Raw genomic sequence first — 24,838 nt, forward strand, 5'->3', positions numbered from 1 at the left:
CCCGGCCTACCGGATCGTCTCTACGGGAGACTCCGCGTAGCGGGCCAGTGCAGCAAACAGCCGTTCCTCGACACCCGTATCCTCCACCCCCGCCAACCTCAGCGCGCTCCGCAGAACCCGAGGAGCATCGGCGAGGGGGATCTGCAGCTCGCTCCCGGGCCCGGCCCCGACGTAGAACCAGGTGTCGGCCCGACCATCGCGGCGCCACACCGCGAACTCCAGCTGGACGGTCGTCGTCGCATCCGGACCGAGAAGGATCTCGACCGCCTCACCGACTGCGCGGTGCAGACGATCGTCGACGTGATCGTCCTCTCGGTGCCCACCCTCGCACCAGGTCGGACACTCGTGCATCTGCCAGGACGGCCGGCTCGCGGGCATGCTTCACTCCAGAGTCATCGAGCGGGCACGACGACATTCACGCACGAGGCAGCGACATCCGCCGCGCGAGCGCGATCAGCGGCCTTCCGCGATCCCCTCCGGCATCGGCGGGAGCAGCCGTTCGACGGGGGTGTCGAGCACCTCTGCAAGCGCGACGAGCGTGCGAAGTCGCGGGTTGGCCGGTGTGCCCGGGTTCGACTCGCCGCGCTCCAGCTTCCGATAGGTGAAGGCGGAGATACCCGCCGCGTGGGCGGCGCGTTCCTGGCTGATGCCACGTCGGGCCCGCGCCTGGCGCAGATTGACTCCCAGCCGGCGCGCGAAGTCGTCCCACGGCGGCAACGGATCGGACATGGTTCCAGCATCGGACACACTGCACACTGGCATGCACATGTATACGTGCGATCGCTGCTTGCCCCCATCCCCGCATTATGACATGCTCATGTATACATGCTTCATCGGTATGGGGAACCAATGCGCAGAAGTCGTCTCGGCGCCATACGGCGGACCGCGCTGATCGCGCTCATGGCCGTCATCGAACGAGCACCGGCGCTGCTCGCCGCCACCCTGGCTGTGGCGATGTGGCTCCTCGCCATCGGCATCGCCCTCAGGACGACGTTCGGAGCGTGAGGGTCACTGCACGCGCGCCTGCACCCATCCGGTCGAGATGTCGTCGGTGGTCGTGATCTGGAGCTGAACGGGCCCCACGTAATCGACCGAGGCCCATTCGTTCGACACGATCGCGTCGCCGCAGACGAACGTGCCACCGGCGATCGAGCGCTTCTCATCTCCGACAGCCGCCGTCATCAGCTCGTACGACACACGCCCCCCTTCGCACCAGCCATCGATGCGCAGAGCCTGTCCGGCCTCGATCACGCCGGGTCCGGCCGTGGACTCGTTGTAGTCCTCCCGATGGTCGGGATTGAGGAGGAAGAGCGCGATCTGGCTCGGATCGTCGACATCCGGTGTGCGCACCGGGGCGGGCACGGCGGACGGGGTGTTCGTCGACGATGCGCTCGTCTCCGGCGCAGCGGTCGGGTCGGTCTGCACGGCGTCGGCGGTGCACCCTGCGGCGCCGAGGGCGGCGAGGGCCAGACCACCGAAGAGGAGGGGACGGATGCGGCTACTCATGCCTTCCACGGTAGAAAGCGCCCACCGAGACCGCGCAGCTGGTTGATCCTGGGCCGTACGACGTCTACGGTGGGCGCCCTCATCCTGTCCGAACTCCTGCAGAATCGCCCCTTCGAGCCGCGGAAGCCGCGGACCGGTCCGTTCTGCAGGAGTCCGGACCTGCACTCAGCGGCGCACCAGCTCCTTCGGGCGCCGCATGAAGAGCACGGCCACGAGCCCCACGAGGACGATGCCCGCGGGAAGCAGCGTGGCCTGCGCCATCGCGGTGGAGAACCCCGCGATCACGGGCTCGGGAAGGGTGCCGGTGCCGAAACCGGAGGTGGCGTCCGCCGCACCCGGGAGGTTCGCCTCGAGCCGGGCCTGCATGACCGCCGCGATCGCGGCCGACCCGATGACCGAACCGACGACGCGCGTCGTGTTGTAGATGCCCGCGCCCGCGCCGGCCTGCCGCGGCGGGAGCCCGCGGGTCGCGGTGGTGGCCAGCGGTCCCCACATCCCGGCGTTGCCGATTCCCTGCAGGGCGGAGGGGAGCAGGAACATCAGGATCGGGGTCGCCGGGTCGGCGATGAGGACCGCGTTGAACACGAGCGACCCGCCCACGAGGATGAGTCCGGGCACGAGGATGACGCGCGGATCCACGCGGTCGAGCAGGCGACCGGCCAGAGGCGCGAGCACTCCCGAGAGCACGGCCATGGGGATCATCAGCAGCGCGGCCTCGGTGGGCGTGAGTCCGCGCGCCAGCTGCAACGCGAACATGAACGGCAGCGACATGGCCGTCACCGCGAAGCCCACGGCGGCGATTCCGACGTTCGCGGCGGAGAAGTTGCGCTCGCGGAACAGGTCCAGCGGAACGAGCGGCTCGCTGCGGGTGCGCGCCTGGGTCCAGATGAACACAGCGAGAACCAGCACACCCGCGGCGATCATGAGCCAGACCCACGGCGCCCAGTCGAAGTGCTCACCCTCCTGAAGACCGAAGACGATGAGGAACAGCGCCAGGGCGGAGAGGAAGACCCCGACCATGTCGAAGCGATGACGGTGCGTCTCGAGCTGCGGCACCAGGATCCAGGCCAGGACCAGTCCGATGATGCCGACCGGCACGTTGATGAAGAAGATCCACTCCCAGCCGAGACCGTCCACGAGCAGTCCGCCGGCGAGAGGACCGACGAGCATCGCGACACCGGCGGTCGCGCCCCACAGGCCCATGGCGGCACCGCGCTGCGCGGGCGGGAAGGTGCGCGTGATCACGGCCATCGTCTGCGGCGTGACGAGCGCGGCGCCGATGCCCTGCACGGCGCGCATGGCGACGAGCATGCCGAGACTGGAGGAGAGCCCGCATCCGAGCGAGGCGAGGGTGAACAGCGCGAGGCCGATGAGGTAGATGTTCTTGGGGCCGAACCGGTCACCGAGGCGGCCCGTGATCAGCAGCGGCACGGCGTAGGCGAGCAGGTAGGCGCTGGTCACCCACACGACGTTGTCGAGGTTGTTCGTACTCGGATCCAGCGCGGCCTTGATCGCCGGGTTGGCGACCGAGACGATCGTGGTGTCGACCAGGATCATGAAGAACCCGATGACGAGGGCCCACAGGGCGGGCCAGGGACTGCGGGTGGGTGTGGTGGCGGTGGTGGGAGCGCTCATTCGCGAGCAGCCTTTCTCTGAGTGAGGTACCGGTCGCTGGTGCGGTCGTGCGCGTCCGGCCCCCAGGCGAAGCTCGGGTCGCCGAGGCGCCCGAGGAGAGCATCGAGCCAGGCCAGGTCGGCCTCGGCGAGAGCGTGGGAGCGATCGACCTCGATGAGGTACTGCTCGGAGACTCCTCCCGGGCGGGCCTTGTTCAGCCCCGCGGCGATGTCGGCGATCTGCTCCGTCAGTGCGGCGCGCCGTAAGGCGAGCAGCGCCGCGGCGTCGTCGCGGTCGAGGTTGTGGGCCTCGGCGAGCGCGACGCGAAACTCGACGGGGCGGTCGATGCGCACGAGCTCGGTGCGGATCCACTCGTCCAGCGACGCCAGCCCGGCATCCGTCAGCGCGTAGGTCGTGCGCTCGGGACGATTCCCCTCGCGCTCGGTGCCCGCCTCGGCGATGAGTCCCGCCTTCTCCAGGCGGGCGACCGTGTGATAGACCGTGCCGCCGGTGACGTTCAGGATGCGGTCGTCGTGCCGCAGCCGCATGAGCCGCAGCATCTCGTACGGATGCATGGGGTCTTCGCGCAGCAGCGCGAGCACCATGATCCCCAACGGGGTGATCCGAGTCGTCATCCGATACTCCAGGTCGATTAGTCCACATGGACTATACACCCGCGGCGTACTCTGCCGGCATGCCGGATCCGCAGCGCGAAGCCGCCCGCCGACGCGGCCACGAGATCTTCGATCCGATCGTCGAGTCGCTGCCCGAGATCGTGCGCGACGCGTACGCCTTCCTCGACGAGATCACGCCCTGACCACCGCGACGGGCCGAGCGGCGCCCGCACGGGATAATGGGCGGGTGAACGACCCTGTGCTCCTCGACGGCTGGCGGCATGTGTACTCCGGGAAGGTCCGGGACCTCTACGTTCCCGACGACACCCCCGAAGGCGCTTCCGGCGAGCGCATGCTCGTCGTCGCGAGCGACCGCGTGAGCTCCTTCGACCACGTGCTCGAGCCGGGCATCCCCGACAAGGGCGTGCTGCTGACGACCCTGAGCCTCTGGTGGTTCGACCGCCTCGCGGGCGGCGACGGCGGTCGCCGCATCCCGAACCACCTCGTCGCGGACCACGTCCTCGGCGCCGACGACACGGCGCACGAGCTGATCCCGGATGCGGTCGCCGGCCGCGCCATGGTCGTGCGCGCGCTCGAGATGCAGCCCATCGAGTGCGTCGTGCGCGGCTATCTCACCGGCTCCGGCTGGCTCGAGTACCAGAGCACGGGAACGGTGTGCGGCATCCCGATCGCTGCGGGGCTGAACGACGGCGACCGCCTACCGGAGCCGATCTTCACCCCGGCCTACAAGGCGCCGATGGGCGAGCACGACGAGAACATCTCGTTCGAGCGCACCGCCGAGATCGTGGGAGGCGAGATGGCCGAGCGCCTGCGCGAGCTCTCGCTGGAGATCTACGCGCGCGCTGCGGCCACCGCCGAGGAGCGCGGACTCATCCTCGCCGACACGAAGTTCGAGTTCGGTCTCGACGACCAGGGCCTGCTCACCCTCGCGGACGAGGTGCTGACCCCCGACTCGTCCCGGTACTGGGACGCGCAGGCGTGGCGCACCGGCACGACGCCCGCCGAGCGGATGGCGAGCTTCGACAAGCAGATCGTGCGCAACTGGCTCGCCGCCGCGTGGGTTCCCCGCGAGGGCGAGCCGCCGCGGCTGCCCGACGAGATCGCGGCGCAGACCTCCGCCCGCTACGCCGAGCTGCTGCGCCGCCTCACCGCCGTCTGACCCCGCATCCGCGTCGCCGGGCGGGCCGGAGGACACTACCGCCGCGCCTCTGGGCACGCCAGACTTTCCGCGAGACTGCACTTTGGCCACGAGATCACGGGTATTACCCGTGATCTCGTGCGGGAGATGCAGTCTCGCGGGATGAACACCCCCGAAAGGACCACCCATGCCCCTGTGGAAGATCCACGGAAACGGACGCACCGTCGCCCCGGGCGACGTCGTCGCCCCCGACGAGCGCCTGAATTGGCCCGCGACGATCGCGATCGGCGCTCAGCACGTGATCGCCATGTTCGGCGCCACCTTCCTCGTGCCGATCCTGACGGGATTCCCGGTCGCCACGACGCTGCTGTTCTCCGGCGTCGGCACGCTGCTGTTCCTCCTGGTCACGAAGAACAAGCTCCCGAGCTACCTGGGCTCCTCGTTCGCCTTCATCGCGCCCGTGACGGCGGCGACCGCATCCGCCGGCATGGGTTCCGCCCTTGCGGGCATCGTCGCGGTGGGTGTGCTGCTCGCCGTCATCGGCGTCGTCGTGCAGCTCGCCGGCCTCGGCTGGGTCGACAAGCTCATGCCCCCCGTCGTCGCCGGCGCCATCGTCGCGCTGATCGGCTTCAACCTGGCCCCCGCCGCGTGGGAAAACTTCCAGCAGGCGCCCGTGATCGCCTCGATCACCCTCGCGGCCGTCATCCTCTTCAGCGTGCTCTTCCGCGGCTTCCTCGGCCGGATCTCGATCTTCCTGGGCGTCGTCGTCGGCTACATCGCGGCCGCGATCGCCGGTGAGCTCGACTTCAGCAGCGTGGCGGATGCGGCCTGGATCGGCCTGCCCACCTTCCACATCGCCGACTTCGCGAGCGCCGGGACCTGGAGCGCGATCGCGATGTTCCTGCCGGTCGTGCTCGTGCTGGTGGCCGAGAACGTCGGCCACGTGCGCGGTGTCGCGACGATGACGGATGCGTCCGTCAACCGCTCGACCGGTCGCGCCCTCATCGCCGACGGCGCCGCCACCACCGTCGCCGGCTTCTTCGGCGGCTCGGGCACCACGACCTACGGCGAGAACATCGGCGTGATGGCCGCGACCCGCGTGTACTCGACCGCCGCGTACTGGGTCGCCGGCATCGTCGCGATCCTGCTGAGCATGTCGCCCAAGATCGGCGCTGTCATCAACTCCGTGCCCGCGGGCGTGCTGGGCGGCGTCACGACCGCGCTGTACGGCCTCATCGGCATCATCGGCATCAAGATCTGGGTCGACAACCGCGTGGACTTCTCACGTCCCGTGAACCAGTACACCGCCGCCGTGGCCCTCGTCATGGCGGTCGCCGGGTTCTCGATGTCGTGGGGCGACTTCCAGCTCGGCGCGATCGTGGTGGCCACCGCGGCGGCCCTGGTGATCTACCACCTCGGCAACGCCATCGCGCGCTGGCGCAAGACGGGCGCCGACGACGGCGGTCCGATCCCTGCGGTCGGTCCGCTGGGCGGCGACCCCGAGTGAGGCACGGGCGTCGCGGGTGGGATCCGTCCCCCTCGCGACGCCCGTCATCCGCGTGAAGCGGATGCGGCGGCTCAGGCCGACTCGCGCCGGATCAGCTCGGACGACAGGATCGTGGCGTGCGGGGGGTTCTGCCCCGCGAGCAGCGCCAGCAGCACGTCGACCATCTGCTCGCCCTGCTGCTGCGAGGGCTGGCGGACGGTGGTCAACGCGGGCGTCACCGCGGTCGCGACCGGCGAGTCGTCGAAGCCGACGATGGCGATGTCGTCGGGCACGCTGAGACCCGTACGCTCGAGCGCCGCCAGCGCGCCACGCGCCATGAGGTCGCTCGCGACGAACAGGGCGTCGATCTCGGCGCCGGACGCGAGGATGCGTTCCATCGCCGTGTAGCCGCCGGCCGAGGTGAAGCCGCCGTCCTCGATCGGGCCGACCTGCAGTCCCGCGTCCTGCAGCACCTCGCGGTAGCCGGTGAGACGGTCGATGCCCGCGGGCATGTCGATCGGACCCGAGATCGTGCCGATGCGGGTGCGTCCCGCCTCGACGAGGTGCCGGGTCGCCGTGCGGCCGCCGTCGACGTTGTCGATGTCGACGAAGTACGCGCCATCGCGGCCGTGGGCGGGCCGCCCGCCGTAGACCACGGGGACCGCCGCGGCGATCCGGTCGACGAACGTGTCGCTCGTGTGGTGCGAGACGACGATCGCGCCGTCCACGGCGCCGCTTCGCAGATACGCCGCGGTCTTATCCCGCGGATCGTTGCTCGCGATGATGAGATTCAGGACGTAGTCGGACCTGCTGAGCCGTGCGTTGATGCCCGACACGATCGACGCGAAGAACGGGTCGCCGAAGAACCTGTTGGTGTCTTCCGGCACGATCAACGCGATCGCCATCGTCGCTCGGCTCGCCAGCGAGCGGGCGGCCCGGTTGGGCACGTAGTTCAGCTCGCTGATGGCGAGTTCGACGGCGGCCACCGCAGCGGGACTCACTGCGGTGGCGCCGTTGACGACTCGGGAGACCGTGGACCGGGAGACCCCGGCCATCGCGGCGACGTCCTCGATGGTGGCGGTGGCACGACGAGGGTCGCTGGTCACGAGATCTCTACCTCTGCAGGACGGCGCCCTCGGGCGCGTTATCGATCGCACGGGCGGCGATCACCCGACGATACTCCAGAGCGCTGTCCTTCAACGTACGCACCTGGGTGTCGTAGTCGACGTGGACGATGCCGAACCGCTTCTCGTAGCCCCAGGCCCACTCGAAGTTGTCCAGCAGCGACCAGTAGAAGTAGCCGCGCACGTCGACGCCCGCGTCGGCCGCATCCAGCACGGCGGACAGGTGCGCGCGCAGGAATTCGGTGCGCTCCGCATCCTTCACCCGCGCGACGCCGTCCTCGACCACGAGCTCGTCGTCGTAGGCCGCACCGTTCTCGGTGACGTAGAGAACCGTGCCCGCGGCGGCGGCGTACTCGTCGGAGACGCGGCGCAGCAGCCTGGTCAGTCCCTCCGGCTGCACCTCCCAGTTCATCGAGGTGCGCGGCAGGCCGCGGTCGTGCCAGTAGATGCCCTCCGCCGCCGGGAACGGCGAGCGGCCCGGACGATCGGTGGGAGCCTCGCCGGGCAGCGGCGGGTTCGGGTCGGGCTGGGCTCCCACGAACTCGCCGTGGTAGTAGTTCACCCCGAGACTGTCGATGGGCTGCGAGATGAGCTCGAGGTCGCCGGGACGGATGGCTGCCTGCCACGTCTCGACCGCCGCGGCATCGACGACGCGGATGTCGTCGACCACGTCCTCCGGGTAGGAGCCCCGGAAGATCGGGTCGAGGAACCAGCGGTTGAACTGACCGTCGATGCGACGCGCCGCATCCCGGTCGCCCTCGTTCTGCGGGTCCACCGGGTCGGGGACAGTGAGGTTCAGCGTGATCCCGAGGTTCTTGCCCGCGTCGCGTCCACGGAGCTCCCGGACGACCTGCCCGTGGCCGAGCAGCAGGTGGTGCGAGGCCAGCATCCCCTCTGCGATGGAGTAATGGCCCGGGGCGTGGATGCCGGCGGTGTAGCTGAGGAACGACGAGCACCACGGCTCGTTCAGCGTGGTCCAGATGTCGACCCGGTCGCCGAGCGCGTCGTACACGTCCAGCGCGTACTCCGTGAACAGGTCGCTGGACTCGCGCACCGCCCAGCCGCCGCGCTCCTGCAGCGCCTGCGGCATGTCCCAGTGGTAAAGCGTGAGCCACGGCAGGATGTCGGCGTCGCGCAGCTCATCGACCAGACGCTTGTAGAAGTCCAGGCCCTTCTGGTTGAGCGGGCCGGCGTCCGGGCGCACGCGCGACCACGACACGGAGAACCGGTAGGTGTCGAGCCCCAGACCCTTCATCAGCGCCACATCCTCGCCGTAGCGGTGATAGTGGTCGCAGGCGACGTCACCGTTGTCGCCGTTGATGACGGCACCGGGCTCGCGGCAGAACGCGTCCCAGATGGATGCGGTCCGCCCGTCCTCGAAGGCAGCGCCCTCGATCTGGAAGGCCGCGGTGGCCGCTCCGAACAGGAAGTTCCGCGGGAACGCGCGCAGAGCGTCGCTCATTGTCGATGTACCTTTCTCGCGCCGGGCCTCAGCCCTTGACGGCGCCTTGCATGATTCCGCTCACCAGCTGCTTGCCGGCGAAGACGAAGAGGATCAGGAGCGGGATCGTCGACAGCAGCACGCCCGCGAGGACGATCGAGTAGTCGACGAAGTAGTTGGACTGCAGCAGCGACAGCGCGACCGGAAGGGTCGGGTTCTGCCGGTCGAGCACGATGAACGGCCAGAAGAAGTTGTTCCAGGCCGTCACGAACGTGAACAGCGCCAGCATCGCGGCCGCGGGACGCGCGGCGGGCACACCCACCGTGAGGAAGGTGCGGAACGAGCTCGCCCCGTCGACGCGGGCCGCCTCGATCAGCTCGTCCGGCACGGCCTGGCGGATGTACTGCGTCATCCAGAACACGCCGAAGGCGCTCACCAGGGCCGGGATGATGATCGCGCCGATCTGACCCGTCCATCCGATCTCGCTGAACAGGAGGTACAGCGGCACGACGCCGAGCTGGGTCGGCACGGCCATCGTGGCGATGACGAACACGAGCAGCCAGCTCGAGCCGCGGAACTTCAGCTTCGCGAAGGCCCATCCGGCCAGCGTCGAGAAGAACACGACGGATGCGGCGATGAGCGCCGAGCTGAAGATCGAGTTCCACAGCGCCGGCCAGAAGTTCACGGCCGGATCGTTGATGACCTTCGCGGCGTTCGCGATGAAGTTGCCGCCGGGGATCCACGACATGTTGGGGTCGCGGATCGTGTACGAGTCGCCGGAACCGATGAGCAGCGACCAGTAGAAGGGGAACGCGGCGCTGAGCAGGACGACGCCGAGGGCGGCGTACACGAACCAGCCCGGACGCGACCCGCGCACCGGGCGGCGCCTGCGCACCGGCTTGCGGCCGGGCTCCAGCAGCGCTTCCTCGGCCACGACCGGCGGGTTCTGCAGAGTGGTCATCGGAGGACCTCCGTCTTCTGGGGCGCGGCGGTGCGGGACGCTTCGACCGCTTCCTTGGCGGCGCGTCGGGCAGCGCGCATCTGGGCTCGACTCATATCGGACTTCTTGCCTTCGTCACGCACGAGACCGCGGGTGACGAAGAGGTTGATCGCGCCGATCGCGAGGATGATGAGGAACAGGATCCACGCGAGGGCGGCGGCACGGCCGAAGTTCCACTGGCCCCAACCGAGGTCGTAGAGCCACAGGGTGATGGTGAGCCACTGGTTGTCGGCGCCGCCGGTTCCGGTCTGGTCGTACATCCGCGGCTCGTCGAAGATCTGCAGGCCGCCGATCGTCGAGGTGATGATGACGAAGATCAGCGTGGGCTTCAGGCTCGGCAGCGTGATGGAGAAGAACTGGCGGACCTTGCCCGCGCCGTCGACCGTCGCGGCCTCGTAGAAGTCGCGCGGGATGGCCTGCATGGCCGCCAGCAGGATGAGGGTGTTGTACCCGGTCCAGCGGAAGTTGACCATCGTCGCGATCGCGATGTGGCTGGCGAACGCATCCGAGTGCCATTTGATGGCCGGGATGCCGAGGTCGGTCAGGATCGAGTTCACGAGACCGTACTGGTCGCCGAACATGTTGGAGAAGATGAGCGCCACGGCGACGGGGGCCATGACATAGGGCAGCAGCACGCCCATGCGCCAGAAGGTCTTGGCACGGATGTTCTGGTCCAACAGCACCGCGATGAAGATCGCGAGGATCAGCTGCGGGACGGTGGAGAGCAGGAAGATCGAGAACGAGTTGCGCAGCGCCGTCCAGAACTTCGGGTCGTTGATGACCGTCGCGTACTGGTCGAAGCCGACGAATGTGCCCGTGCCGCGCACGAGATCCCAGTCCTGGAAAGAGATGTACGCCGTGTAGGCGATCGGGAAGAGCCCGACGATCAGGAAGAGGATGAAGAAGGGGGAGATGTACAGATAGGGGGACAGCTTGAGGTCCCAGGAGCTGAGGCTCTTGCCACCGAAGCCGATGCGCTTGGGGGATCTGGCCGTCGTGGACGAGGCGCTCACGTCGTTCCTTCGTTTCGTTGAGCGTGGGACGGGCCCGCAGGGTCGGCCCTGCGGGCCCGTCTCACTGCGGGATTACTTGATGGCCTCGACCTCAGAGACCCACTGGTCCCACGAAGCCTTCGCGTCCTGCGTGCCGTCCTCGACGCGCGTGAGCGCCTTCTGCATCGCGTCGTTGACCTGGAAGTAGAACTCGCCCTTGAAGGGGGTGACCGTCACGGCCTTGGCCCGCTCGGAGAAGATCTGGCCGACCGGAGCGTTGTTGAAGTACTCGTTGGTCGAGTCCAGCAGCGTGGCGTCGGTGAGCGCGTCGTTCTGGCTCGGGAAGGTGCCGGCGTTTTCGAACGCCTTGACCTGGGTCTTCGCGTCCGTCAGCCAGTCGGCCAGCTTCTGCGCGGCCGCGACGTTCTTGCCGTTGGCGGGGATGGTCAGGTACGAACCACCCCAGTTGCCGCCGCCGCTGGGGAACATCGGCGCGACGTCCCAGCCGGTGACGTCCTTCGCGTTGCCGGAGATGACACCGAGCATCCAGCCGGGGCAGAGCATCGTGGCGAAGTCGCCGTTGCTGAGACCGGCGAACCAGTCGTCGGACCACTGGCTGAAGTGCGCCGACTGCGTCGCGCTGGCCTTGGTGACCTGGTCGTAGATGTCCTTGACCTCGGAGTTGGTCGTGGCGGTGATCTTGCCGTCCGAGGGGTTCTCGTAGGCCGCCTCGACCTGGTTGATCATGCCCTGGTAGGTGCCGCCGGCCGAGTCGAAGAAGGCCTTGCCGGTCGCCGCGACGTACTGGTCGCCGACCTTGAAGTAGTTGGCCCAGTCGCCGTCGAAGAGCTTGCCGACCTCGGCGCGGTCGGTCGGAAGACCGGCGGCCTGGAACAGGTCGGAGCGGTAGCACACGGCCTCGGGGCCGATGTCGGTGCCGTAGCCGATGAGGTTGCCGTCGGCGTCGGTGGCCGCCTTGACCTTCCAGTCGAGCCAGCGGTCGGTCAGGTCGGTGGGGACCGGGGCGAGCATGTCGGAGTACTGCATGACCTCGGGAAGCCAGTCGACCTCGATCGCCTCGATGTCGGCGAGGCCGGTCTTACCGAGCTTCTGGAAGTAGTTGGCACGGGCGTCGTTGGACGTCGCGGCCTTGTTGTGAACGATCTTCACGTTCGGGTTCTCGTCCATGTACTCCTGCAGGAGTGCATCGGTGTAGCCGAAGTCGTTGAAGGTGGCGATGGTCAGCGTGACCGGCGCGTTCGGGTCGGACTGCTCGCCGCCACCGGTCGAACAACCGGCGAGGACGATGGCTGCGGTTGCGATGCCGGCGGCGAGGCCGAGCGGTCGCAGGGCGCGTGATTTCACGGGACACTCCTTTGTGGATGCGGTTCGGTGCCAGAAAGCTCTCCGCCGTCCCCAGGACTGGGAGCGCTCTCATCGGACGCGACTCACAGTATGGGAGCGCTCCCGAGAGGTCAAGAGAGCGCTCCCAGCGTTCGAGTAACGGTTCGATAACGCGGCGGCACCGCGGTCCTCCCGCCCGCCTCTAGACTGGGAGCAGACCATCTCCCGCGCACCCTCGGAGCCGTTATGCCCACGATCGTCGTCGATGTCATGCCCAAGGCCGAACTGCTCGACCCGCAGGGCAAGGCGGTCCAGAACGCCCTCCACCGCCTCGGCGTCGAGGACTTCGGCTCCGTCCGGATCGGGAAGCGGTTCGAGCTGACCGTCGAGGGCACCGTCGATGACGCGCTGCTCGAGAAGGTGCGCGAGATCGCCGACGACGTGCTCTCCAACGCGGTCATCGAGGACGTGGTGGGCATCGAGGTCGTCGAATGAGCGTACGCATCGGGGTCATCACCTTCCCCGGTTCGCTCGACGACCGCGACGCGCAGCGTGCCATCCGCGTCGCCGGCGCCGAGCCCGTCGCACTCTGGCACGGTGACCACGATCTGCGGGACGTCGATGCGCTGGTTCTGCCCGGCGGCTTCAGCTACGGCGACTACCTCCGAGCGGGCGCGATCGCGGCCCTCGCGCCGATCATGTCCGAGGTGAAGGATGCCGCCGCCGCCGGCATGCCTATCCTCGGTATCTGCAACGGCTTCCAGATGCTCGTCGAGGCACATCTGCTCCCGGGCGGGCTGATCCGCAACGCGCACCAGCAGTTCGTGCGTCGCGACCAGCGTCTGCGCGTCGAGAACGCCGACACCGCCTGGACGAGCGACTTCAGCGCAGGCCAGGAGATCGTCATCCCCTTGAAGAACGCCGACGGCGGCTACATCGCCGACGCCGAGACGCTCGCGCGCGTCGAGGGCGAAGGCCTCGTGGCGTTCCGCTACGTCGGTGTGAACCCCAACGGCTCGCTCGACGACATCGCCGGACTCACCAACGAGCGCGGCAACGTCGTGGGGCTCATGCCGCATCCCGAGCATGCGGTCGAGCCGGGCTTCGGCCCAGACACCTCCGCCGCCATGCGCTCCGGCGTCGACGGCCTCGGCTTCTTCAGCTCGGCCATCCAGGCCGTGGTCTCCGCCGCCGCCTGACCGGGCCGCGGTTCCGCCCCTTCCCTTCCCTTCCCTGCTCGCCTGTCACAGATCGAGCCCCGCGGGTCGATCTGTGACAGGCGAGCGTGGGGGTGAAAGCGGCGCCGACCGGGCGAGAACCGGCTTGCGGCCGATCGGGCATGACACGTGTCATGCCCGAGTCGTGACAGAAGCCTCCGGCGCGGAGGGATGCCGCACGATTGGCTGAAGGCATGAGCGAACCGCGCGTGCAGATACCCGCCACCCCCCTCGCCTCGGATGCGGCCGCCGTCGAGTTGCGCGGAATCGTGCGCCGCTTCGGCCGCGCCGGTCAGCGCTTCACGGCCGTCGATGGCATCGACCTGCGCATCGAACGCGGCGAGATCGTGGCGCTGCTCGGCCCGAACGGGGCGGGCAAGACCACGACGATCGACGTGCTGCTCGGACTCGCCGAGCCGGATGAGGGCAGCGCACTCGTGTTCGGAGCGCATCCGCACCGCGCGGTGGCGGCCGGCCGGCTCGCCGCGGTGCTGCAGACCGGCGGCCTGCTGTCGGATCTCACCGTGCGGGAGACGGTCACCGTCATCGCGGACCTGTACGGTGCGGGCTCCCGCGTCGCCGAGGTGATGGAGCGCGCCGATCTCACCGAGATCGCCCGTCGCAGGGTGGGCAAGTGCTCCGGCGGCGAGAAGCAGCGCGTGAAGTTCGCGCTCGCACTCCTGCCCGACCCCGACGTGCTGGTGCTCGACGAGCCCACCGCGGGCATGGATGTCATGGCTCGCCGCCGGTTCTGGCAGGCGATGCGCGCCGACGCGGATGCGGGACGCACGATCGTCTTCGCCACCCACTACCTCGAGGAGGCCGAGCAGTTCGCCCGGCGCACCGTCGTGATGGCCAAGGGCCGCATCGTCGCCGACGCCGCCACCGCGCACCTGCGCGCCTCCCTCGGAGGCCGCCTCGTCTCGGCGACGCTCGCCGACGAGGCACTGGCCACGGCCTTCGCCGCAGAGCTGGTGGGCGACGAGTCCGCCGCGGAGGTGTCGGTGGACGCGTCGCGGCTCACGGTGCGCACCGCCGCATCCGATGCTCTCGCCGCGCGTCTGCTCGCCGCGGGCGCGAGCGACCTCGAGATCACCGCCCCGACCCTCGAATCCGCCTTCACCCGACTCACCGAGGAGCCCTCATGAGCACGCTCGTCTCGCCCGCGATGTACCGCATCGAGGGTCTGCGTCAACTGCGGAACCCCTACACGCTGGCCTTCACGCTGGCCATGCCGTTCGCGATGTACCTGCTCTTCGGGGCCAGCATGGACTACGCCTCGCAGAGCGTCGGTCACGCGAACGCCTCGTTCTACGTCATGGTCTCGATGGGTGCGTACGGCACCGCGACCGCGATGAGCTCGCTGTGCTCGCTCGCCGCATCCGAGGTCGGTCAGGGGTGGGGACGCCAGCTCGCCCTCACGCCGCTCTCGACCGCGGGATACGCCCTGACGAAGGTGCTGTCGGCGATGTCGTTCGCCGCGCTGTCGGTGCTGATCGTCTACATCGCCGGGTATGTCACGGGTGCCGCCGCCGACGACGTGTGGCGCTGGTTCGCATCGGCGGCCCTCACGCTCGTGCTCGGCCTGGTCTACGGCCTGTTCGGCCTGGGTGTCGGACTCGCGTTCAACTCGGACTCGGCCGCCGCCCTCGCCTCGATCTCGATCACGTTCTTCGGCTTCTTCGGCAACGTGTTCGTCCCCCTGAGCGGCGTCATGCTCGACATCGCCAAGTGGACGCCGATGTACGGATACGCAGCCCTCGTGCGCTGGCCGGCCACGGGCGGCGCGCTGGTCGCCGGAGGATCCGATCCGCTCTGGGCCGTCGTTCTCAACGTGCTCGTCTGGGGCGCGCTGTTCGCTCTGCTGGTGCGCTTCGGCGTCGTGCGCTCGCGGCGTCGTCGTTAGGCTCGAGCGGTGACGACCCCCTCCGCACCCGCGCGCGTGCCACAGGATCCGTGGCAGCGCTGGGGTTGGGTCATGGCCATCGTGTGGATGGTCTTCCTCGTCTTCCCGATCCTCTCGCTGCTCTCGTCGCCGGCGCCCCTGGGGTTGCTCGCGCTCGGATGGGCTGCGCTGGCGGGGTTCGCCGTGGCCTACGTGGTCGGTTTCGTCTCCGGGATGCGGTCGGCCTGGGGAACGCCCACCCCGCTCGTGAAGACGCTCTTCTGGGTGCAGATCGCCTGCGCCGCGGCCACGGTGCCGGCGATCGGCGACGGCGCTCTGAGCTTCGTGCCGTTCGTGATGTCGTACGCGAGCTATGGCCTGCGGCGCGCGTGGCACTGGGCGACCACGGCCGCGGGCATCGGGCTCGTCGTCATCGTGATCGTCGCCACGGGATCGATCGAGGACAACATCCAGATCCTGTCGGTGGTCATCATGATCGCCGTCATCAACACCGTGACCAGCTGGCTCATCGGCCGCTCGGTCGACACGGACCGGATCCGTCTGGAGCTCGCGGCCAGCGACGAGCGCACGGCGATCGCCCGCGACGTGCACGACCTGCTCGGTCACACGCTGACAGCGGTGAAGCTCAAGGCCGAGCTCGCCGAGCGCCTCGTCGACCGCGACCCCGATCGCGCGAAGGCCGAGCTCGCCGACATCGTGCGGCTCACCGGCGAGGCGATCACGGGCGTGCGCAGCACCGTGACCGGCATCCGCGGGCAGGCCTTCGCCGAGCAGCTCGTCGCCAGCCGTGCAGCGCTCGAGTCGGCGGGGATGGCCGTCGAGGTCAGCGGCGACGCCGCATCCCTCTCGCCCGCGCAGTCACTGCCGGCGGGGTGGATCGTGCGGGAGGCGACGACCAACATCCTGCGCCACGCGCACGCCCGCACGGTGCGCATCTCGGTGGCACCGGGCGTCGTGACGGTCGACGACGACGGCGAGGGGGTGCGCCAGCGCCCGGGCAACGGCATCCGCGGCATGCAGGAACGGGCGGCCGCGGCCGGCGCCGTCCTGGAGGTGGCTCCGGCACCCAGCGGTGGAACGAGAGTGAGCATGACGTGGTGACCGCACCGATCAGACTGATGCTCGTCGACGACCAGGCGCTCGTGCGCGGCGCGATGGGGGCCCTGCTCGAGCTGGAGGGCGACCTCGTCGTGGTGGCCGAGGCCGCAGACGGCGCGCAGGCCGCATCCCTCGCCGCCGAAACCACACCAGACGTCTGCCTCATGGACATCCAGATGCCCGGGGTGGACGGCATCACGGCCACGCGTCAGGTGCGAGAGGCGAGTCCGACGACCCGCATGCTCGTCGTCACGACGTTCGCCCGGCCCGGCTACCTCCGTCAGGCTCTGGATGCGGGAGCCAGCGGCTTCATCGTGAAGGATGCGCCGGCGGATCGCCTCGCCGAGGCGGTGCGGCGCGTGCACGCGGGGCTCCGTGTGGTCGATCCCGAGCTCGCCGAGGCGTCACTGTTCGAGGGGCAGAGCCCGCTGACCGAGCGCGAGCAGCAGGCGCTGCGCCTGTCGGCGGACGGGCGGGCGGTCGCGCAGATCGCCGCAGAGATGTTCCTCTCGGCGGGCACCGTGCGCAATCACCTCTCGTCGGCGATCGGCAAGACGGGCACCGAGAATCGCTCGCAGGCGGCGCAGGTCGCCCGCGAGAAGGGCTGGATCTAGCCCTTCGCCGTCAGCGCGGACGTCCGTCCCCGGGCGTTCGCCTGTCACAGATCGCGCGGAACGCGTCGATCTGTGACAGGCGAACAAGGGGGGCGGGGCCCACCGGGGCGGGGCCCGCCCACCGGGGCGGGGCGCACCGGGGCGGGGCGCACCGGGGCGGGCACCGGGGCAGGGGCGCACCCGCGCGGGCACGGGGCGGGGGCGCACCGGGGCAGGGGCGCGCCGGCGCGGGCACCGCGGCCGGGTCAGTCACACGAGGCGACCGCCGTCCAGGCGGAGCACGCGCCCGGCCGCAGCGATGAGCACCGGGTCGTGGCTCACGCACACGACGACGGCACCGCGGCCTCGCTCCCGCTCGACGGCGGCGAGGATGCGGGAGCTGCTGGCCGCATCCAGCCCCGTCGTCGGCTCGTCGAGCAGCAGCACGTCGGCGCGGCGGGCGAGCGCCTGGGCGAGCAGAGCTCGCTGTCGCTGACCGCCGGAGAGCATCGCCACGGGCCGGGACGCGAGAGCGGTGATCTCCAGCGCGACCATCGCCTCCGCCGCATCCGTCCGCTCCGCGCGTGAGGGCAGCGGGAGCCGGCTCCGCCAGGCCCCGATCCGCACGAGCTGCACCACCGTGAGCGGCAGCCCCTCGGCGATGGCCGAATGCTGGGGCACGAAGGCGATCCGTCCGGCGCCGTCGACGACGCCGCTCCGGCCGGGCCGCACCCCGGCGAGCGCCTCGAGGAGCGTGGTCTTGCCCGCGCCGTTCGGCCCCGCGATGACCGTCAACACGCCGGGATCGAGGCGCAGATCGAGCGGATGCAGCAACGTCCGACCCCCCGCGTCGACGCGCAGCCCCGTCGCGCACAGTGGGGTCGATGCGGGAGCCGGCGGCGGATCGGAGAGGAACATCCGACCAGCTTAGCCAAGTTGAGAACGGTTCTCATTATCGCTACGGTCGGATGTCGTGACCCTCCTCCTCCCCCTCGAACATGCGTTCCTGCTGCGCGCGCTCGTCGGCGGTTCGCTCGTGGCCGTGCTGTGCGCGGTCGTGGGCACCTGGGTCGTCATCCGGGGCATGGCGTTCCTCGGCGAGGCACTGGCGCACGGGATGCTTCCCGGCGTCGCCCTGGCCACCGTGACAGGCGCCCCCGTGCTCCTCGGCGGCGCCGCGAGCGCCGTGGCCATGACGATCGGGATCGGGGCGCTGCGCCGGCGCGGGCGTCTCGCGTACGACACGAGCATCGGGCTCCTGTTCGTCGCGATGCTCGCCGTCGGCGTGATCGTCATCTCCCACTCCGGCAGCTTCGCGACGGATGCGACCGCGATCCTCTTCGGCGATGTGCTGGCGATCTCGGCCGAGGATCTCGCGGTGCTGGCCGTCGCCACAGCGATCGGGCTGGCGCTCGCGGTCGTCGCGCACCGGGCGCTCGTCGCGGTGGCCGTGGACGCGCGCGTCGCACGGGTACTGGGTGTGCGTCCGGCCTGGGCCGAGGCCACGCTCACCGGCCTCGTGACGCTCGCCGTCGTCGCCTCGTATCAAGCCGTCGGCTCGCTCCTCGTGGTCGGGATGCTGCTCGCCCCGGCTGTGGCGGCCCGACCGTGGGTGCGCGGGATCGCGGCCGCGATGGCCCTCGCCGCGGCCATCGGGATCGTGGCGGTCACCGCCGGACTCGCGCTCTCGTGGCACCTCGGCACCGCCGCCGGAGCGTCGATCGCCGCATCCGCCATCGCCGCGGCCGCATTGTCCGCGCTGCTTCGCTCCCTGTTCGCCCCCCGCCGCTCCGCGACCGCGGTGCCGGCTCCGCTCTAGAAAGCTCCGTGTGCGTCATCCCCTCGCTCTCACCGTCGTCACCGCATCCGCTCTCCTGCTCGCCGCCTGCGCGAGCCCTCCGCAGTCAGAACCCGCCCTCACCGCAGACGCCGGCCACGGGCAGGTCGCCGGCGCCGCCGAGGTGAGCGAGCCGCCCCTGCACCTGCTGACCGCGACCGCCGACGGCCGACTGACGCTGCTCGACCTCCTCTCCGAAGAGACCTCGAGCCTCGGCCGCATCGACGCTCCCCTCGCGACCGCCACCGACGGTCGCTACCTCTTCGCCGACACCGGCGACGGCATCGAAATCGTCGACAGCGGGATGTGGACCTGGGATCACGTGGATCACTTCCACTACTACCGCGCTGAGCCGCGCCTGCTGGAGAAGGTCCCCGGCCACGGCACGGCTCGTACCGCGACGACCATCTCATCGACGACCGGCGGCACCGGGATCTTCTTCGCCGACGGCGAGGCCGTGCTGCTGGACACCGAGGCCCTCTCCCAGGGCGAGGTCGTCGAGCTGTTCCGGGTGCGGATGCCCGAGCACGACGGCTACATCGTGCCCGTGGGCGACCACGCCCTCGTCACGACCGGCGAGGGCACCGTCCAGGTTCGCGACAGCGACGGCGCCCTCCACGGCGACTCCGTCCCCTGCGCCGACCCCGCCGGCACGCTCACCACGCGTGTGGGCGCCATCCTCGGATGCCGGGACGACGTACTGCTGGCCGTCGCCACCGACGCGGGCACCGCCATCGAACGCATCGCGCTCCCCGACGGGGTCGCGGCGCCGCGCGCCTGGGCCAACAGAGAGGGTCGCCCGACCGCCGCAGGCCTCAGTCCTGACGGATCGATCGTCCTGCTCGACACGCGCGAACGCACCGCGACGGCGGTTCCGGCCCCGCGACCGCTGATCGCCGTCACGGCGGTCGACGACGCATCCGAGCACGTGCTCGGTCTCACGGTCGACGGACGGATGAGCGTGATCGACGGCGCGACGGGTGCCGAACTCGCCCTGACGGAACCGCTCGTCGCCGCCTCGCTCGCGGCGGGACGCACACCCACCCTCATCGCGGACGACCGGCGTGCGTACCTCAACGGGATCACCGAACGCGTGCTCTTCGAGATCGACTTCGCGGATGCGGGGCGCATCGCCCGCACGTTCACCACGACCGACGAGCCGGCCTTCATCGCGGAGACCGGCCGATGACCGCCGGGCGGCGCATCGCGGCGTTCGCCGCCGCGCTCGTGGCCGCGGGCGCGCTGTCGGCCTGCGCCCCGACGTTCGAGGATCGCCCCCTCGTCGTGGTCTCCACCAACATCCTGGGCGACGTCGTGACCGAACTGGTCGGCGATCAGGCCGAGGTCGTGACCCTCATGAAGCCGGACTCGGATCCGCACTCCTTCGAGATCTCGGCCCAGGAGGCGGCGCGACTGCGCTCGGCGGACCTCGTGGTCTCGAACGGTCTCGGGCTCGAAGAGGGTCTCGGTCAGCACCTCGAGGCGGCGGCGGACGAGGGCGTCGCCCAGTTCGTCGCGGGTGACGTCATCGACGTCCTGCCGTACGCGAGCGAGGAGGCGGACGGCGCCGACGACCCGCACTTCTGGACCGATCCCGCGCGGATGCTGCAGGTCGTCGACGCACTGGAGCCGACGCTCGCCGGCATCGACGGGGTGGATGCGGCGACTCTCCGCGCCGACACCGCCGCGTATCGCACCGAGCTTGCGGCTCTGGATGCCGAGATGAGCGGTGCCCTCGCCGCCATCCCCGCTGAGAGGCGCGCACTCGTGACCAATCACCACGTCTTCGGCTACCTGGCGGACCGCTTCGACGTGCGTCTCGTGGGTGCCGCGATCCCCGGCGGAACCACGCTCGCCGCACCGAGCGCGGCCGACCTCGCGGAGCTCGTCTCCGCCATCCGGGAGGCCGGCGTGCGCACGATCTTCGCCGAGTCCTCCTCGCCCGATCGACTCATGCGCGCGCTGGCCGAGGAGGCCGGCATCGACGTACAGGTCGTCGAGCTGTTCACCGAGTCGCTCACCGCCGCCGACGGCGCGGCCGGCGACTACCTGACCATGATGCGCGTCAACACGCAGCGCATCGTCGCCGGGCTCTCCTGAGCCCCTCCATACGGCCGCACCGGCCGGCGGGCCCCGCCCGCGAACCCACAGAAACGAGGCACCACATGCACCTGAGACGTCCCGCGCTGCTCGCGCTCGGACTCGTCGCCGCGGCGACGCTGACCGCCTGCGCCGGCACAGCTCCTGCCCCCGCATCCTCGAGCGCCGCCGAGCCTCCCGCCGGCGAACGCGTCGCGATCAGCTACGAGGGCGGCATCCTCGTGCTCGACGGCACGACGCTGGAGACGGTCGGAGATCTCGCCTCCGAGGAGTTCACCCGGCTCAATCGGGCCGGCGACGGCTCGCACGTGCTGGTCACGATGAGCGAGGGCTTCCAGATCCTCGACACCGGCGCCGCATCCGGGTCCGATCCGGCACTCACCGATCTCGTGTTCCCCGCGGACGCCCCCGGGCACGTCGTGCGGCACGCAGGCAAGACGGTGCTCTACGCCGACGGTACGAGCGACACGACGATCATCGACACGGATGCGTTCGCCTCGCTCGGCGACGCCCTTCCCGCATCGACGACGATCCCCGGCACCGAGGCGCACCACGGAGTGTCGATCGTGCTCGAGGACGGCACCCTCGTGACCACCGTGGGTTCGGCGAACGGTCGCAACGGCATCACGGTGCGCGACGAGGACGGCACCGAGATCACCTCCAACGCCGACTGCCCCGGCGTGCACGGCGAGGGAACGGCCGCCGACGAGGTCGTCGTCTTCGGATGCGAGAACGGCGCGCTGATCTACCGCGACGGCGAGATCGCGAAGGTCACGGCACCCGACACGTACGGCCGCACCGGCAACATCTTCGTCACCGACACGAGCCCGCTCGTCGTCGGCGACTACAAGAACGACCCGGATGCGGAGGGGTACCTGCTCTCGAGCGTCGCGTTGATCGACACCCAGAAGGCGAGCATGAAGGTCGTGCCGCTGCCGGAGGGCGTCTCGTACACCTTCCGCGACCTCGCCCGGGGTCCAAAGGACCTCGGTTACATCCTCGCCACCGACGGCTCGATCCACGTGATCGACCCCGCGAGCGGCGAGCTGGTGGACGAGTTCCCGGTCATCGCAGCGTGGGAGGGCCCCGTCGAGTGGCAGGACCCGCATCCCGCCATCGTCGTGTCGGGCGACGTCGCCTACGTGACCGAGCCCGCGGCGAAGAAGGTGCACGCGGTCGATCTGACGAGCGGCGAGGTGCTCGCGAGCGCGACGCTCGCCGTGACCCCCAACGAGGTCGCCGTCTCCTGACACCGCCATAACCCACGTTCGCCTGTCACAGATCGCGCGGAACGCGTCGATCTGTGACAGGCGAACAGGTTGTGTCGGCCCAGGACACACAACGGCGGGCTCGGCGGGGCCTTGGTCCCGCATCCGGCCGGGTCGGGATGCGAGGATGGCATCATGGCCGGCGCCCGTATGATCCCGGCGGACGACGGCGACGCCACCCCCCTCGATGAGGCACGACTGGAACCCGTGCGGTTCGTCGCGCTCACCGACGCGGTGCTGCGCCTGGGAATCCTCATGCTGGGCGCGGGCGCATCCTCCGCCCGCGTGCGCACCACGATGGAGCGCGTCGGCCGCGCGTGGGGCATCGAGACGATGAACGCCCGCGTCGGCATGCTCGACATCGTGCTCACGGTCAGCCGCGGCCAGCTCGTGCGCACCCGCGTGGCCGAGGTCGCGCGCCCCGTCGTCAACGCCGAGCGCATCGCCGCCCTCCAGCGGCTCTCCCACGAGGTCGAAGCCGAGGCGGGCGGGAGCGTCGAGGACTTCGCGGCGCGCCTGGATGCGATCGCCGCACGTCCGGCCCGGTACGGCATGCTGCTGCGGGTGATCGCCGCGGCTGCCGCCTGCGCCGCCTTCGCCCTGCTCAACAACGGCGGGTGGGCGGCCGCCGTCGCCGTCGGCCTCGGCGCCGCGGCAGGTCAGGCGATCCGGATGCTGCTCGGCCGCGCCCGGCTGAACGAGTTCCTCACCGTGTTCCTCGCCGCGGCGACCGCGCTGCTGATCTACCTCGGCGCCGCCCAGCTTCTCGAGATGCTGGGCCAGCCCTTTGCGCACGACGCCGCCCTCACCAGCGCCGTGCTCTTCCTCGTGCCCGGCTTCCCCCTGGTCACGGGCGCCATGGACCTCGCCCGTCTCGACCTCAACGCCGGCATCGCGCGCGTCGTCTATGCCTGCCTCATCCTGCTCACCGCCGGCTCCGCCGTCTGGGCGGTGGCGGCGCTGTTCGCCACGTCGCCCGTCGCCGTGGCGACACCCCTGCTGGACGAACCCGTGCTCGCCGTCCTGCGCCTCGTGGCAGGCTTCGTGGGCGTGCTCGGCTTCGCCCTGCTGTTCGCCACCCCCTGGCGCATCGCGATCGCCTCGGCCGCGGTGGGGGCGATCGCGAACACCGCGCGCCTGACGGCGGTGGATGCGGGACTCATGCCCGCCGTCGCGGCGATGGCCGCGGGGGTGCTCGTGGGCCTCGGCGCCTTCGTCTACTACCGCCGCCTCGACGCTCCACGGGTGGCGCTGACGGTGCCGGCGGTGGTCATCATGGTCCCCGGCGCCGCCGCGTATCGCGCCATCGTCGCGACCATCGACGGCGACACCCTCGCGGCGGTGCAGAACAGCGTGCAGGCGCTCTTCGTCGTGGCGGCACTCGCGATCGGGCTCACAGTCGCGCGGGTCGTGTCGGAGAAGGAGTGGGGCGACCGCTCTCGCTGAGACGGCTGCCAGCCGCATCCGCACTGCAGGAGAAATCCCCTCAACAGGACGATTCCCGCGGAATCCTCCTGAACAACGGAGATCTCCTGCAGAACGGACGCGGATGCGGAACGGACGCGGGTGCGGGAACGCAACGCCCCGGGGACCCATCGCCGCGGTGGCTACGCTCGCAGCATGACGCCTTCCCGCCTCATCGTGTCCGTGCCCGATCCCGCCTTCGCCGCCGACCTGGCGGACCTCGGCGAGCAGGTGGAGGTGATCGTCTGGACCATGGATGCGGCCGCCGAGACGGACCGGATCGACCTGGTCGTGCCGCCGTACATGAGCGCGCGTGACGTCGTCGCGCGGCTCGAGGGCGTCGAGACCCGCCTCGTGCAGAGCCAATCGATCGGCTACGAGGGTACGGAGGAACTGCTGCCCCCGGGGATCGTCTTCGCCAACGCCGCGACCGTGCACGAGACGTCAACGGCCGAGCTGGCCGTCGCGCTGACTCTCGCCGTCCAGCGCGAGCTCGATGTCTTCGCCCGTCAGCGGGACTGGACGCGTGCCTTCACACAGAGCCTCGCCGACCGCCGCACCACGGTGCTCGGCTTCGGCGGCGTCGGCAAGGCGATCGCCGCGCGCCTGCGCCCCTTCGAGGTGAAGCTGCGCGCCGTCGCCACGCATGCGCGTACCGAGGACGGCGTCGAGGTGGCGGCCCTCGAGGACCTGCACGCCGTGCTCGCCGAGACGGAGGTGCTGATCCTCGCGCTTCCCGCATCCGAGCGCACGCGCGGCATCATCGGCGACGCGGAGCTGTCGGCGCTGCCGGATGGTGCGCTCGTGGTCAACGTCGGACGCGGCACGCTCATCGACACGGATGCGTTGGTCGACCACGTGCGCCGCGGCCGCATCCGCGCCGGACTCGACGTCACCGACCCCGAGCCACTCCCGGCGGATCACCCGCTCTGGGAGCTGCCGGGCGTGCTCATCTCGCCCCACGTCGGCGGCGCATCCACCGCGATGCAGCCGCGGATGGTGGCCCTCGTGCGCCGCCAGATCGCCCGCCTGCTCGCGGACGAGGAGCCCGAGAACGTGGTCATCCGCACCTGAG

At 70.2% G+C, this 24,838-nt stretch carries 27 protein-coding genes; 16 read left to right on the forward strand and 11 right to left on the reverse strand.

The genetic code is table 11. The annotated features are described in order from the left end of the window. Positions 1-6: 6 nt before the first annotated feature. Together EHF32_RS11655 and EHF32_RS11660 are read right to left on the reverse strand one after the other, a co-directional pair. On the reverse strand, positions 7-378 hold the full coding sequence (locus EHF32_RS11655; protein ID WP_137418339.1) for a DUF6907 domain-containing protein: 372 nt from the start codon (positions 376-378) through the stop codon (positions 7-9). Positions 379-453: 75 nt separating this feature from the next. Then, the gene (locus tag EHF32_RS11660) at positions 454-729 is read right to left on the reverse strand and encodes a helix-turn-helix transcriptional regulator (protein WP_137418340.1); all 276 of its coding nucleotides are present in this window, start codon (positions 727-729) and stop codon (positions 454-456) included. A 120-nt stretch (positions 730-849) separates the two neighbouring features. On the opposite strand from EHF32_RS11660, the gene EHF32_RS15795 reads away from it, so the two are divergent. Beyond that, a complete protein-coding gene (locus tag EHF32_RS15795) occupies positions 850-1,005 on the forward strand; it encodes a hypothetical protein (protein WP_161594106.1) in 156 nt (51 codons plus the stop codon). Between the two features lie 3 nt (positions 1,006-1,008). On the opposite strand, the gene EHF32_RS11665 is transcribed toward EHF32_RS15795, so the two are convergent. The 3 genes from EHF32_RS11665 to EHF32_RS11675 all read right to left on the reverse strand — a co-directional run bounded on the left by EHF32_RS11665 (position 1,009) and on the right by EHF32_RS11675 (position 3,755). Next, positions 1,009-1,506, reverse strand: coding sequence for a hypothetical protein (locus EHF32_RS11665; protein WP_137418341.1), 498 nt, complete (start codon positions 1,504-1,506; stop codon positions 1,009-1,011). A 165-nt stretch (positions 1,507-1,671) separates the two neighbouring features. Beyond that, positions 1,672-3,141 (reverse strand): DHA2 family efflux MFS transporter permease subunit, encoded by a 1,470-nt coding sequence (locus EHF32_RS11670; protein WP_137418342.1) that lies wholly within the window; start codon positions 3,139-3,141, stop codon positions 1,672-1,674. Next, on the reverse strand, positions 3,138-3,755 hold the full coding sequence (locus EHF32_RS11675; RefSeq protein ID WP_137418343.1) for a PadR family transcriptional regulator: 618 nt from the start codon (positions 3,753-3,755) through the stop codon (positions 3,138-3,140). The genes EHF32_RS11670 and EHF32_RS11675 overlap by 4 nt, the downstream gene beginning before the upstream one ends. 59 nt (positions 3,756-3,814) lie before the next feature. Between EHF32_RS11675 and EHF32_RS16190 the strand changes: the two genes are divergently transcribed. From EHF32_RS16190 to EHF32_RS11685, 3 genes are all read left to right on the forward strand, one after another. Beyond that, complete coding sequence (locus EHF32_RS16190) at positions 3,815-3,937, forward strand: hypothetical protein (RefSeq protein ID WP_272949044.1); 123 nt, start codon at positions 3,815-3,817, stop codon at positions 3,935-3,937. 44 nt (positions 3,938-3,981) lie between these two features. Next, on the forward strand, positions 3,982-4,914 hold the full coding sequence (locus EHF32_RS11680; protein WP_238343695.1) for a phosphoribosylaminoimidazolesuccinocarboxamide synthase: 933 nt from the start codon (positions 3,982-3,984) through the stop codon (positions 4,912-4,914). A gap of 166 nt (positions 4,915-5,080) precedes the next feature. Continuing rightward, positions 5,081-6,400: a uracil-xanthine permease family protein gene (locus tag EHF32_RS11685; RefSeq protein ID WP_137418345.1), complete on the forward strand. Its 1,320-nt coding sequence runs from the start codon at positions 5,081-5,083 to the stop codon at positions 6,398-6,400. A 71-nt stretch (positions 6,401-6,471) separates the two neighbouring features. Here EHF32_RS11685 and EHF32_RS11690 read toward each other — a convergent pair whose 3' ends face one another. The 5 genes from EHF32_RS11690 to EHF32_RS11710 all read right to left on the reverse strand — a co-directional run bounded on the left by EHF32_RS11690 (position 6,472) and on the right by EHF32_RS11710 (position 12,301). Beyond that, complete coding sequence (locus EHF32_RS11690; RefSeq protein ID WP_137418346.1) at positions 6,472-7,485, reverse strand: LacI family DNA-binding transcriptional regulator; 1,014 nt, start codon at positions 7,483-7,485, stop codon at positions 6,472-6,474. Positions 7,486-7,492: 7 nt separating this feature from the next. Beyond that, positions 7,493-8,965 carry a glycoside hydrolase family 1 protein gene (locus tag EHF32_RS11695; RefSeq protein ID WP_137418347.1) on the reverse strand — a complete coding sequence of 491 codons (1,473 nt, stop codon included), beginning with the start codon at positions 8,963-8,965 and terminating at the stop codon, positions 7,493-7,495. Positions 8,966-8,993: 28 nt separating this feature from the next. Continuing rightward, a complete protein-coding gene (locus EHF32_RS11700) occupies positions 8,994-9,905 on the reverse strand; it encodes a carbohydrate ABC transporter permease (protein WP_137418348.1) in 912 nt (303 codons plus the stop codon). Beyond that, on the reverse strand, positions 9,902-10,957 hold the full coding sequence (locus EHF32_RS11705) for a carbohydrate ABC transporter permease (RefSeq protein ID WP_137418349.1): 1,056 nt from the start codon (positions 10,955-10,957) through the stop codon (positions 9,902-9,904). The genes EHF32_RS11700 and EHF32_RS11705 overlap by 4 nt, the downstream gene beginning before the upstream one ends. A 72-nt stretch (positions 10,958-11,029) precedes the next feature. Beyond that, positions 11,030-12,301, reverse strand: coding sequence for an ABC transporter substrate-binding protein (locus EHF32_RS11710; protein WP_137418350.1), 1,272 nt, complete (start codon positions 12,299-12,301; stop codon positions 11,030-11,032). Between the two features lie 225 nt (positions 12,302-12,526). Between EHF32_RS11710 and purS the strand changes: the two genes are divergently transcribed. The 6 genes from purS to EHF32_RS11740 all read left to right on the forward strand — a co-directional run bounded on the left by purS (position 12,527) and on the right by EHF32_RS11740 (position 17,115). Then, entirely contained in the window at positions 12,527-12,775 is a 249-nt protein-coding gene (gene purS, locus EHF32_RS11715; protein ID WP_137418351.1) for a phosphoribosylformylglycinamidine synthase subunit PurS, read from the forward strand. After that, positions 12,772-13,479: a phosphoribosylformylglycinamidine synthase subunit PurQ gene (purQ, locus tag EHF32_RS11720; RefSeq protein WP_137418352.1), complete on the forward strand. Its 708-nt coding sequence runs from the start codon at positions 12,772-12,774 to the stop codon at positions 13,477-13,479. Before purS ends, purQ begins: the two co-directional genes overlap by 4 nt. Before the next feature lie 212 nt (positions 13,480-13,691). Continuing rightward, positions 13,692-14,645 (forward strand): ABC transporter ATP-binding protein, encoded by a 954-nt coding sequence (locus EHF32_RS11725; protein ID WP_137418353.1) that lies wholly within the window; start codon positions 13,692-13,694, stop codon positions 14,643-14,645. Further along, positions 14,642-15,403 (forward strand): ABC transporter permease, encoded by a 762-nt coding sequence (locus EHF32_RS11730; protein WP_137418354.1) that lies wholly within the window; start codon positions 14,642-14,644, stop codon positions 15,401-15,403. The genes EHF32_RS11725 and EHF32_RS11730 overlap by 4 nt, the downstream gene beginning before the upstream one ends. Before the next feature lie 9 nt (positions 15,404-15,412). Continuing rightward, positions 15,413-16,504: a sensor histidine kinase gene (locus EHF32_RS11735; RefSeq protein WP_238343696.1), complete on the forward strand. Its 1,092-nt coding sequence runs from the start codon at positions 15,413-15,415 to the stop codon at positions 16,502-16,504. A gap of 17 nt (positions 16,505-16,521) precedes the next feature. Next, positions 16,522-17,115 carry a response regulator transcription factor gene (locus tag EHF32_RS11740; protein ID WP_137419224.1) on the forward strand — a complete coding sequence of 198 codons (594 nt, stop codon included), beginning with the start codon at positions 16,522-16,524 and terminating at the stop codon, positions 17,113-17,115. Positions 17,116-17,364: 249 nt separating this feature from the next. Here the strand turns inward: EHF32_RS11740 and EHF32_RS11750 are convergent, their stop codons facing one another. After that, positions 17,365-18,012: a metal ABC transporter ATP-binding protein gene (locus EHF32_RS11750; protein ID WP_137418355.1), complete on the reverse strand. Its 648-nt coding sequence runs from the start codon at positions 18,010-18,012 to the stop codon at positions 17,365-17,367. A 55-nt stretch (positions 18,013-18,067) separates the two neighbouring features. Between EHF32_RS11750 and aztB the strand changes: the two genes are divergently transcribed. The 6 genes from aztB (at position 18,068) to EHF32_RS11780 (ending at position 24,837) form a co-directional block, all read left to right on the forward strand. Then, positions 18,068-18,913, forward strand: a complete 846-nt coding sequence (gene aztB / locus EHF32_RS11755) for a zinc ABC transporter permease AztB (RefSeq protein WP_137418356.1) — start codon at positions 18,068-18,070, stop codon at positions 18,911-18,913. A gap of 10 nt (positions 18,914-18,923) precedes the next feature. Next, positions 18,924-20,120, forward strand: a complete 1,197-nt coding sequence (locus tag EHF32_RS11760) for an ABC transporter (protein WP_137418357.1) — start codon at positions 18,924-18,926, stop codon at positions 20,118-20,120. Further along, the gene (aztC, locus tag EHF32_RS11765) at positions 20,117-21,031 is read left to right on the forward strand and encodes a zinc ABC transporter substrate-binding protein AztC (RefSeq protein ID WP_137418358.1); all 915 of its coding nucleotides are present in this window, start codon (positions 20,117-20,119) and stop codon (positions 21,029-21,031) included. The genes EHF32_RS11760 and aztC overlap by 4 nt, the downstream gene beginning before the upstream one ends. Positions 21,032-21,096: 65 nt before the next feature. Beyond that, positions 21,097-22,281, forward strand: coding sequence for a zinc metallochaperone AztD (gene aztD, locus EHF32_RS11770; protein WP_137418359.1), 1,185 nt, complete (start codon positions 21,097-21,099; stop codon positions 22,279-22,281). 153 nt (positions 22,282-22,434) lie between these two features. Next, positions 22,435-23,745 carry a threonine/serine ThrE exporter family protein gene (locus EHF32_RS11775; protein ID WP_137418360.1) on the forward strand — a complete coding sequence of 437 codons (1,311 nt, stop codon included), beginning with the start codon at positions 22,435-22,437 and terminating at the stop codon, positions 23,743-23,745. A gap of 174 nt (positions 23,746-23,919) precedes the next feature. Continuing rightward, on the forward strand, positions 23,920-24,837 hold the full coding sequence (locus EHF32_RS11780; protein WP_137418361.1) for a 2-hydroxyacid dehydrogenase: 918 nt from the start codon (positions 23,920-23,922) through the stop codon (positions 24,835-24,837). Position 24,838 lies beyond the last annotated feature (1 nt).

It is taken from the genome of Microbacterium sp. RG1 (genome assembly GCF_005347485.1).
Taxonomy (GTDB): domain Bacteria; phylum Actinomycetota; class Actinomycetes; order Actinomycetales; family Microbacteriaceae; genus Microbacterium; species Microbacterium binotii_A.

Bases quoted from the DNA above. Each gene is read 5' to 3' on its own strand.
- purS (WP_137418351.1), top strand. From the start codon at position 12,527: ATGCCCACGATCGTCGTCGATGTCATGCCCAAGGCCGAACTGCTCGAC.
- EHF32_RS11655 (WP_137418339.1), bottom strand. From the start codon at position 378: ATGCCCGCGAGCCGGCCGTCCTGGCAGATGCACGAGTGTCCGACCTGG.
- EHF32_RS15795 (WP_161594106.1), top strand. From the start codon at position 850: ATGCGCAGAAGTCGTCTCGGCGCCATACGGCGGACCGCGCTGATCGCG.
- EHF32_RS11780 (WP_137418361.1), top strand. From the start codon at position 23,920: ATGACGCCTTCCCGCCTCATCGTGTCCGTGCCCGATCCCGCCTTCGCC.
- EHF32_RS11700 (WP_137418348.1), bottom strand. From the start codon at position 9,905: ATGACCACTCTGCAGAACCCGCCGGTCGTGGCCGAGGAAGCGCTGCTG.
- EHF32_RS11670 (WP_137418342.1), bottom strand. From the start codon at position 3,141: ATGAGCGCTCCCACCACCGCCACCACACCCACCCGCAGTCCCTGGCCC.
- EHF32_RS11665 (WP_137418341.1), bottom strand. From the start codon at position 1,506: ATGAGTAGCCGCATCCGTCCCCTCCTCTTCGGTGGTCTGGCCCTCGCC.
- EHF32_RS11675 (WP_137418343.1), bottom strand. From the start codon at position 3,755: ATGACGACTCGGATCACCCCGTTGGGGATCATGGTGCTCGCGCTGCTG.
- EHF32_RS11775 (WP_137418360.1), top strand. From the start codon at position 22,435: ATGGCCGGCGCCCGTATGATCCCGGCGGACGACGGCGACGCCACCCCC.
- purQ (WP_137418352.1), top strand. From the start codon at position 12,772: ATGAGCGTACGCATCGGGGTCATCACCTTCCCCGGTTCGCTCGACGAC.
- EHF32_RS11660 (WP_137418340.1), bottom strand. From the start codon at position 729: ATGTCCGATCCGTTGCCGCCGTGGGACGACTTCGCGCGCCGGCTGGGA.
- EHF32_RS11685 (WP_137418345.1), top strand. From the start codon at position 5,081: ATGCCCCTGTGGAAGATCCACGGAAACGGACGCACCGTCGCCCCGGGC.
- EHF32_RS11740 (WP_137419224.1), top strand. From the start codon at position 16,522: ATGCTCGTCGACGACCAGGCGCTCGTGCGCGGCGCGATGGGGGCCCTG.
- EHF32_RS11750 (WP_137418355.1), bottom strand. From the start codon at position 18,012: ATGTTCCTCTCCGATCCGCCGCCGGCTCCCGCATCGACCCCACTGTGC.
- EHF32_RS16190 (WP_272949044.1), top strand. From the start codon at position 3,815: ATGCCGGATCCGCAGCGCGAAGCCGCCCGCCGACGCGGCCACGAGATC.
- EHF32_RS11725 (WP_137418353.1), top strand. From the start codon at position 13,692: ATGAGCGAACCGCGCGTGCAGATACCCGCCACCCCCCTCGCCTCGGAT.
- EHF32_RS11730 (WP_137418354.1), top strand. From the start codon at position 14,642: ATGAGCACGCTCGTCTCGCCCGCGATGTACCGCATCGAGGGTCTGCGT.
- EHF32_RS11695 (WP_137418347.1), bottom strand. From the start codon at position 8,965: ATGAGCGACGCTCTGCGCGCGTTCCCGCGGAACTTCCTGTTCGGAGCG.
- aztD (WP_137418359.1), top strand. From the start codon at position 21,097: ATGCACCTGAGACGTCCCGCGCTGCTCGCGCTCGGACTCGTCGCCGCG.
- aztC (WP_137418358.1), top strand. From the start codon at position 20,117: ATGACCGCCGGGCGGCGCATCGCGGCGTTCGCCGCCGCGCTCGTGGCC.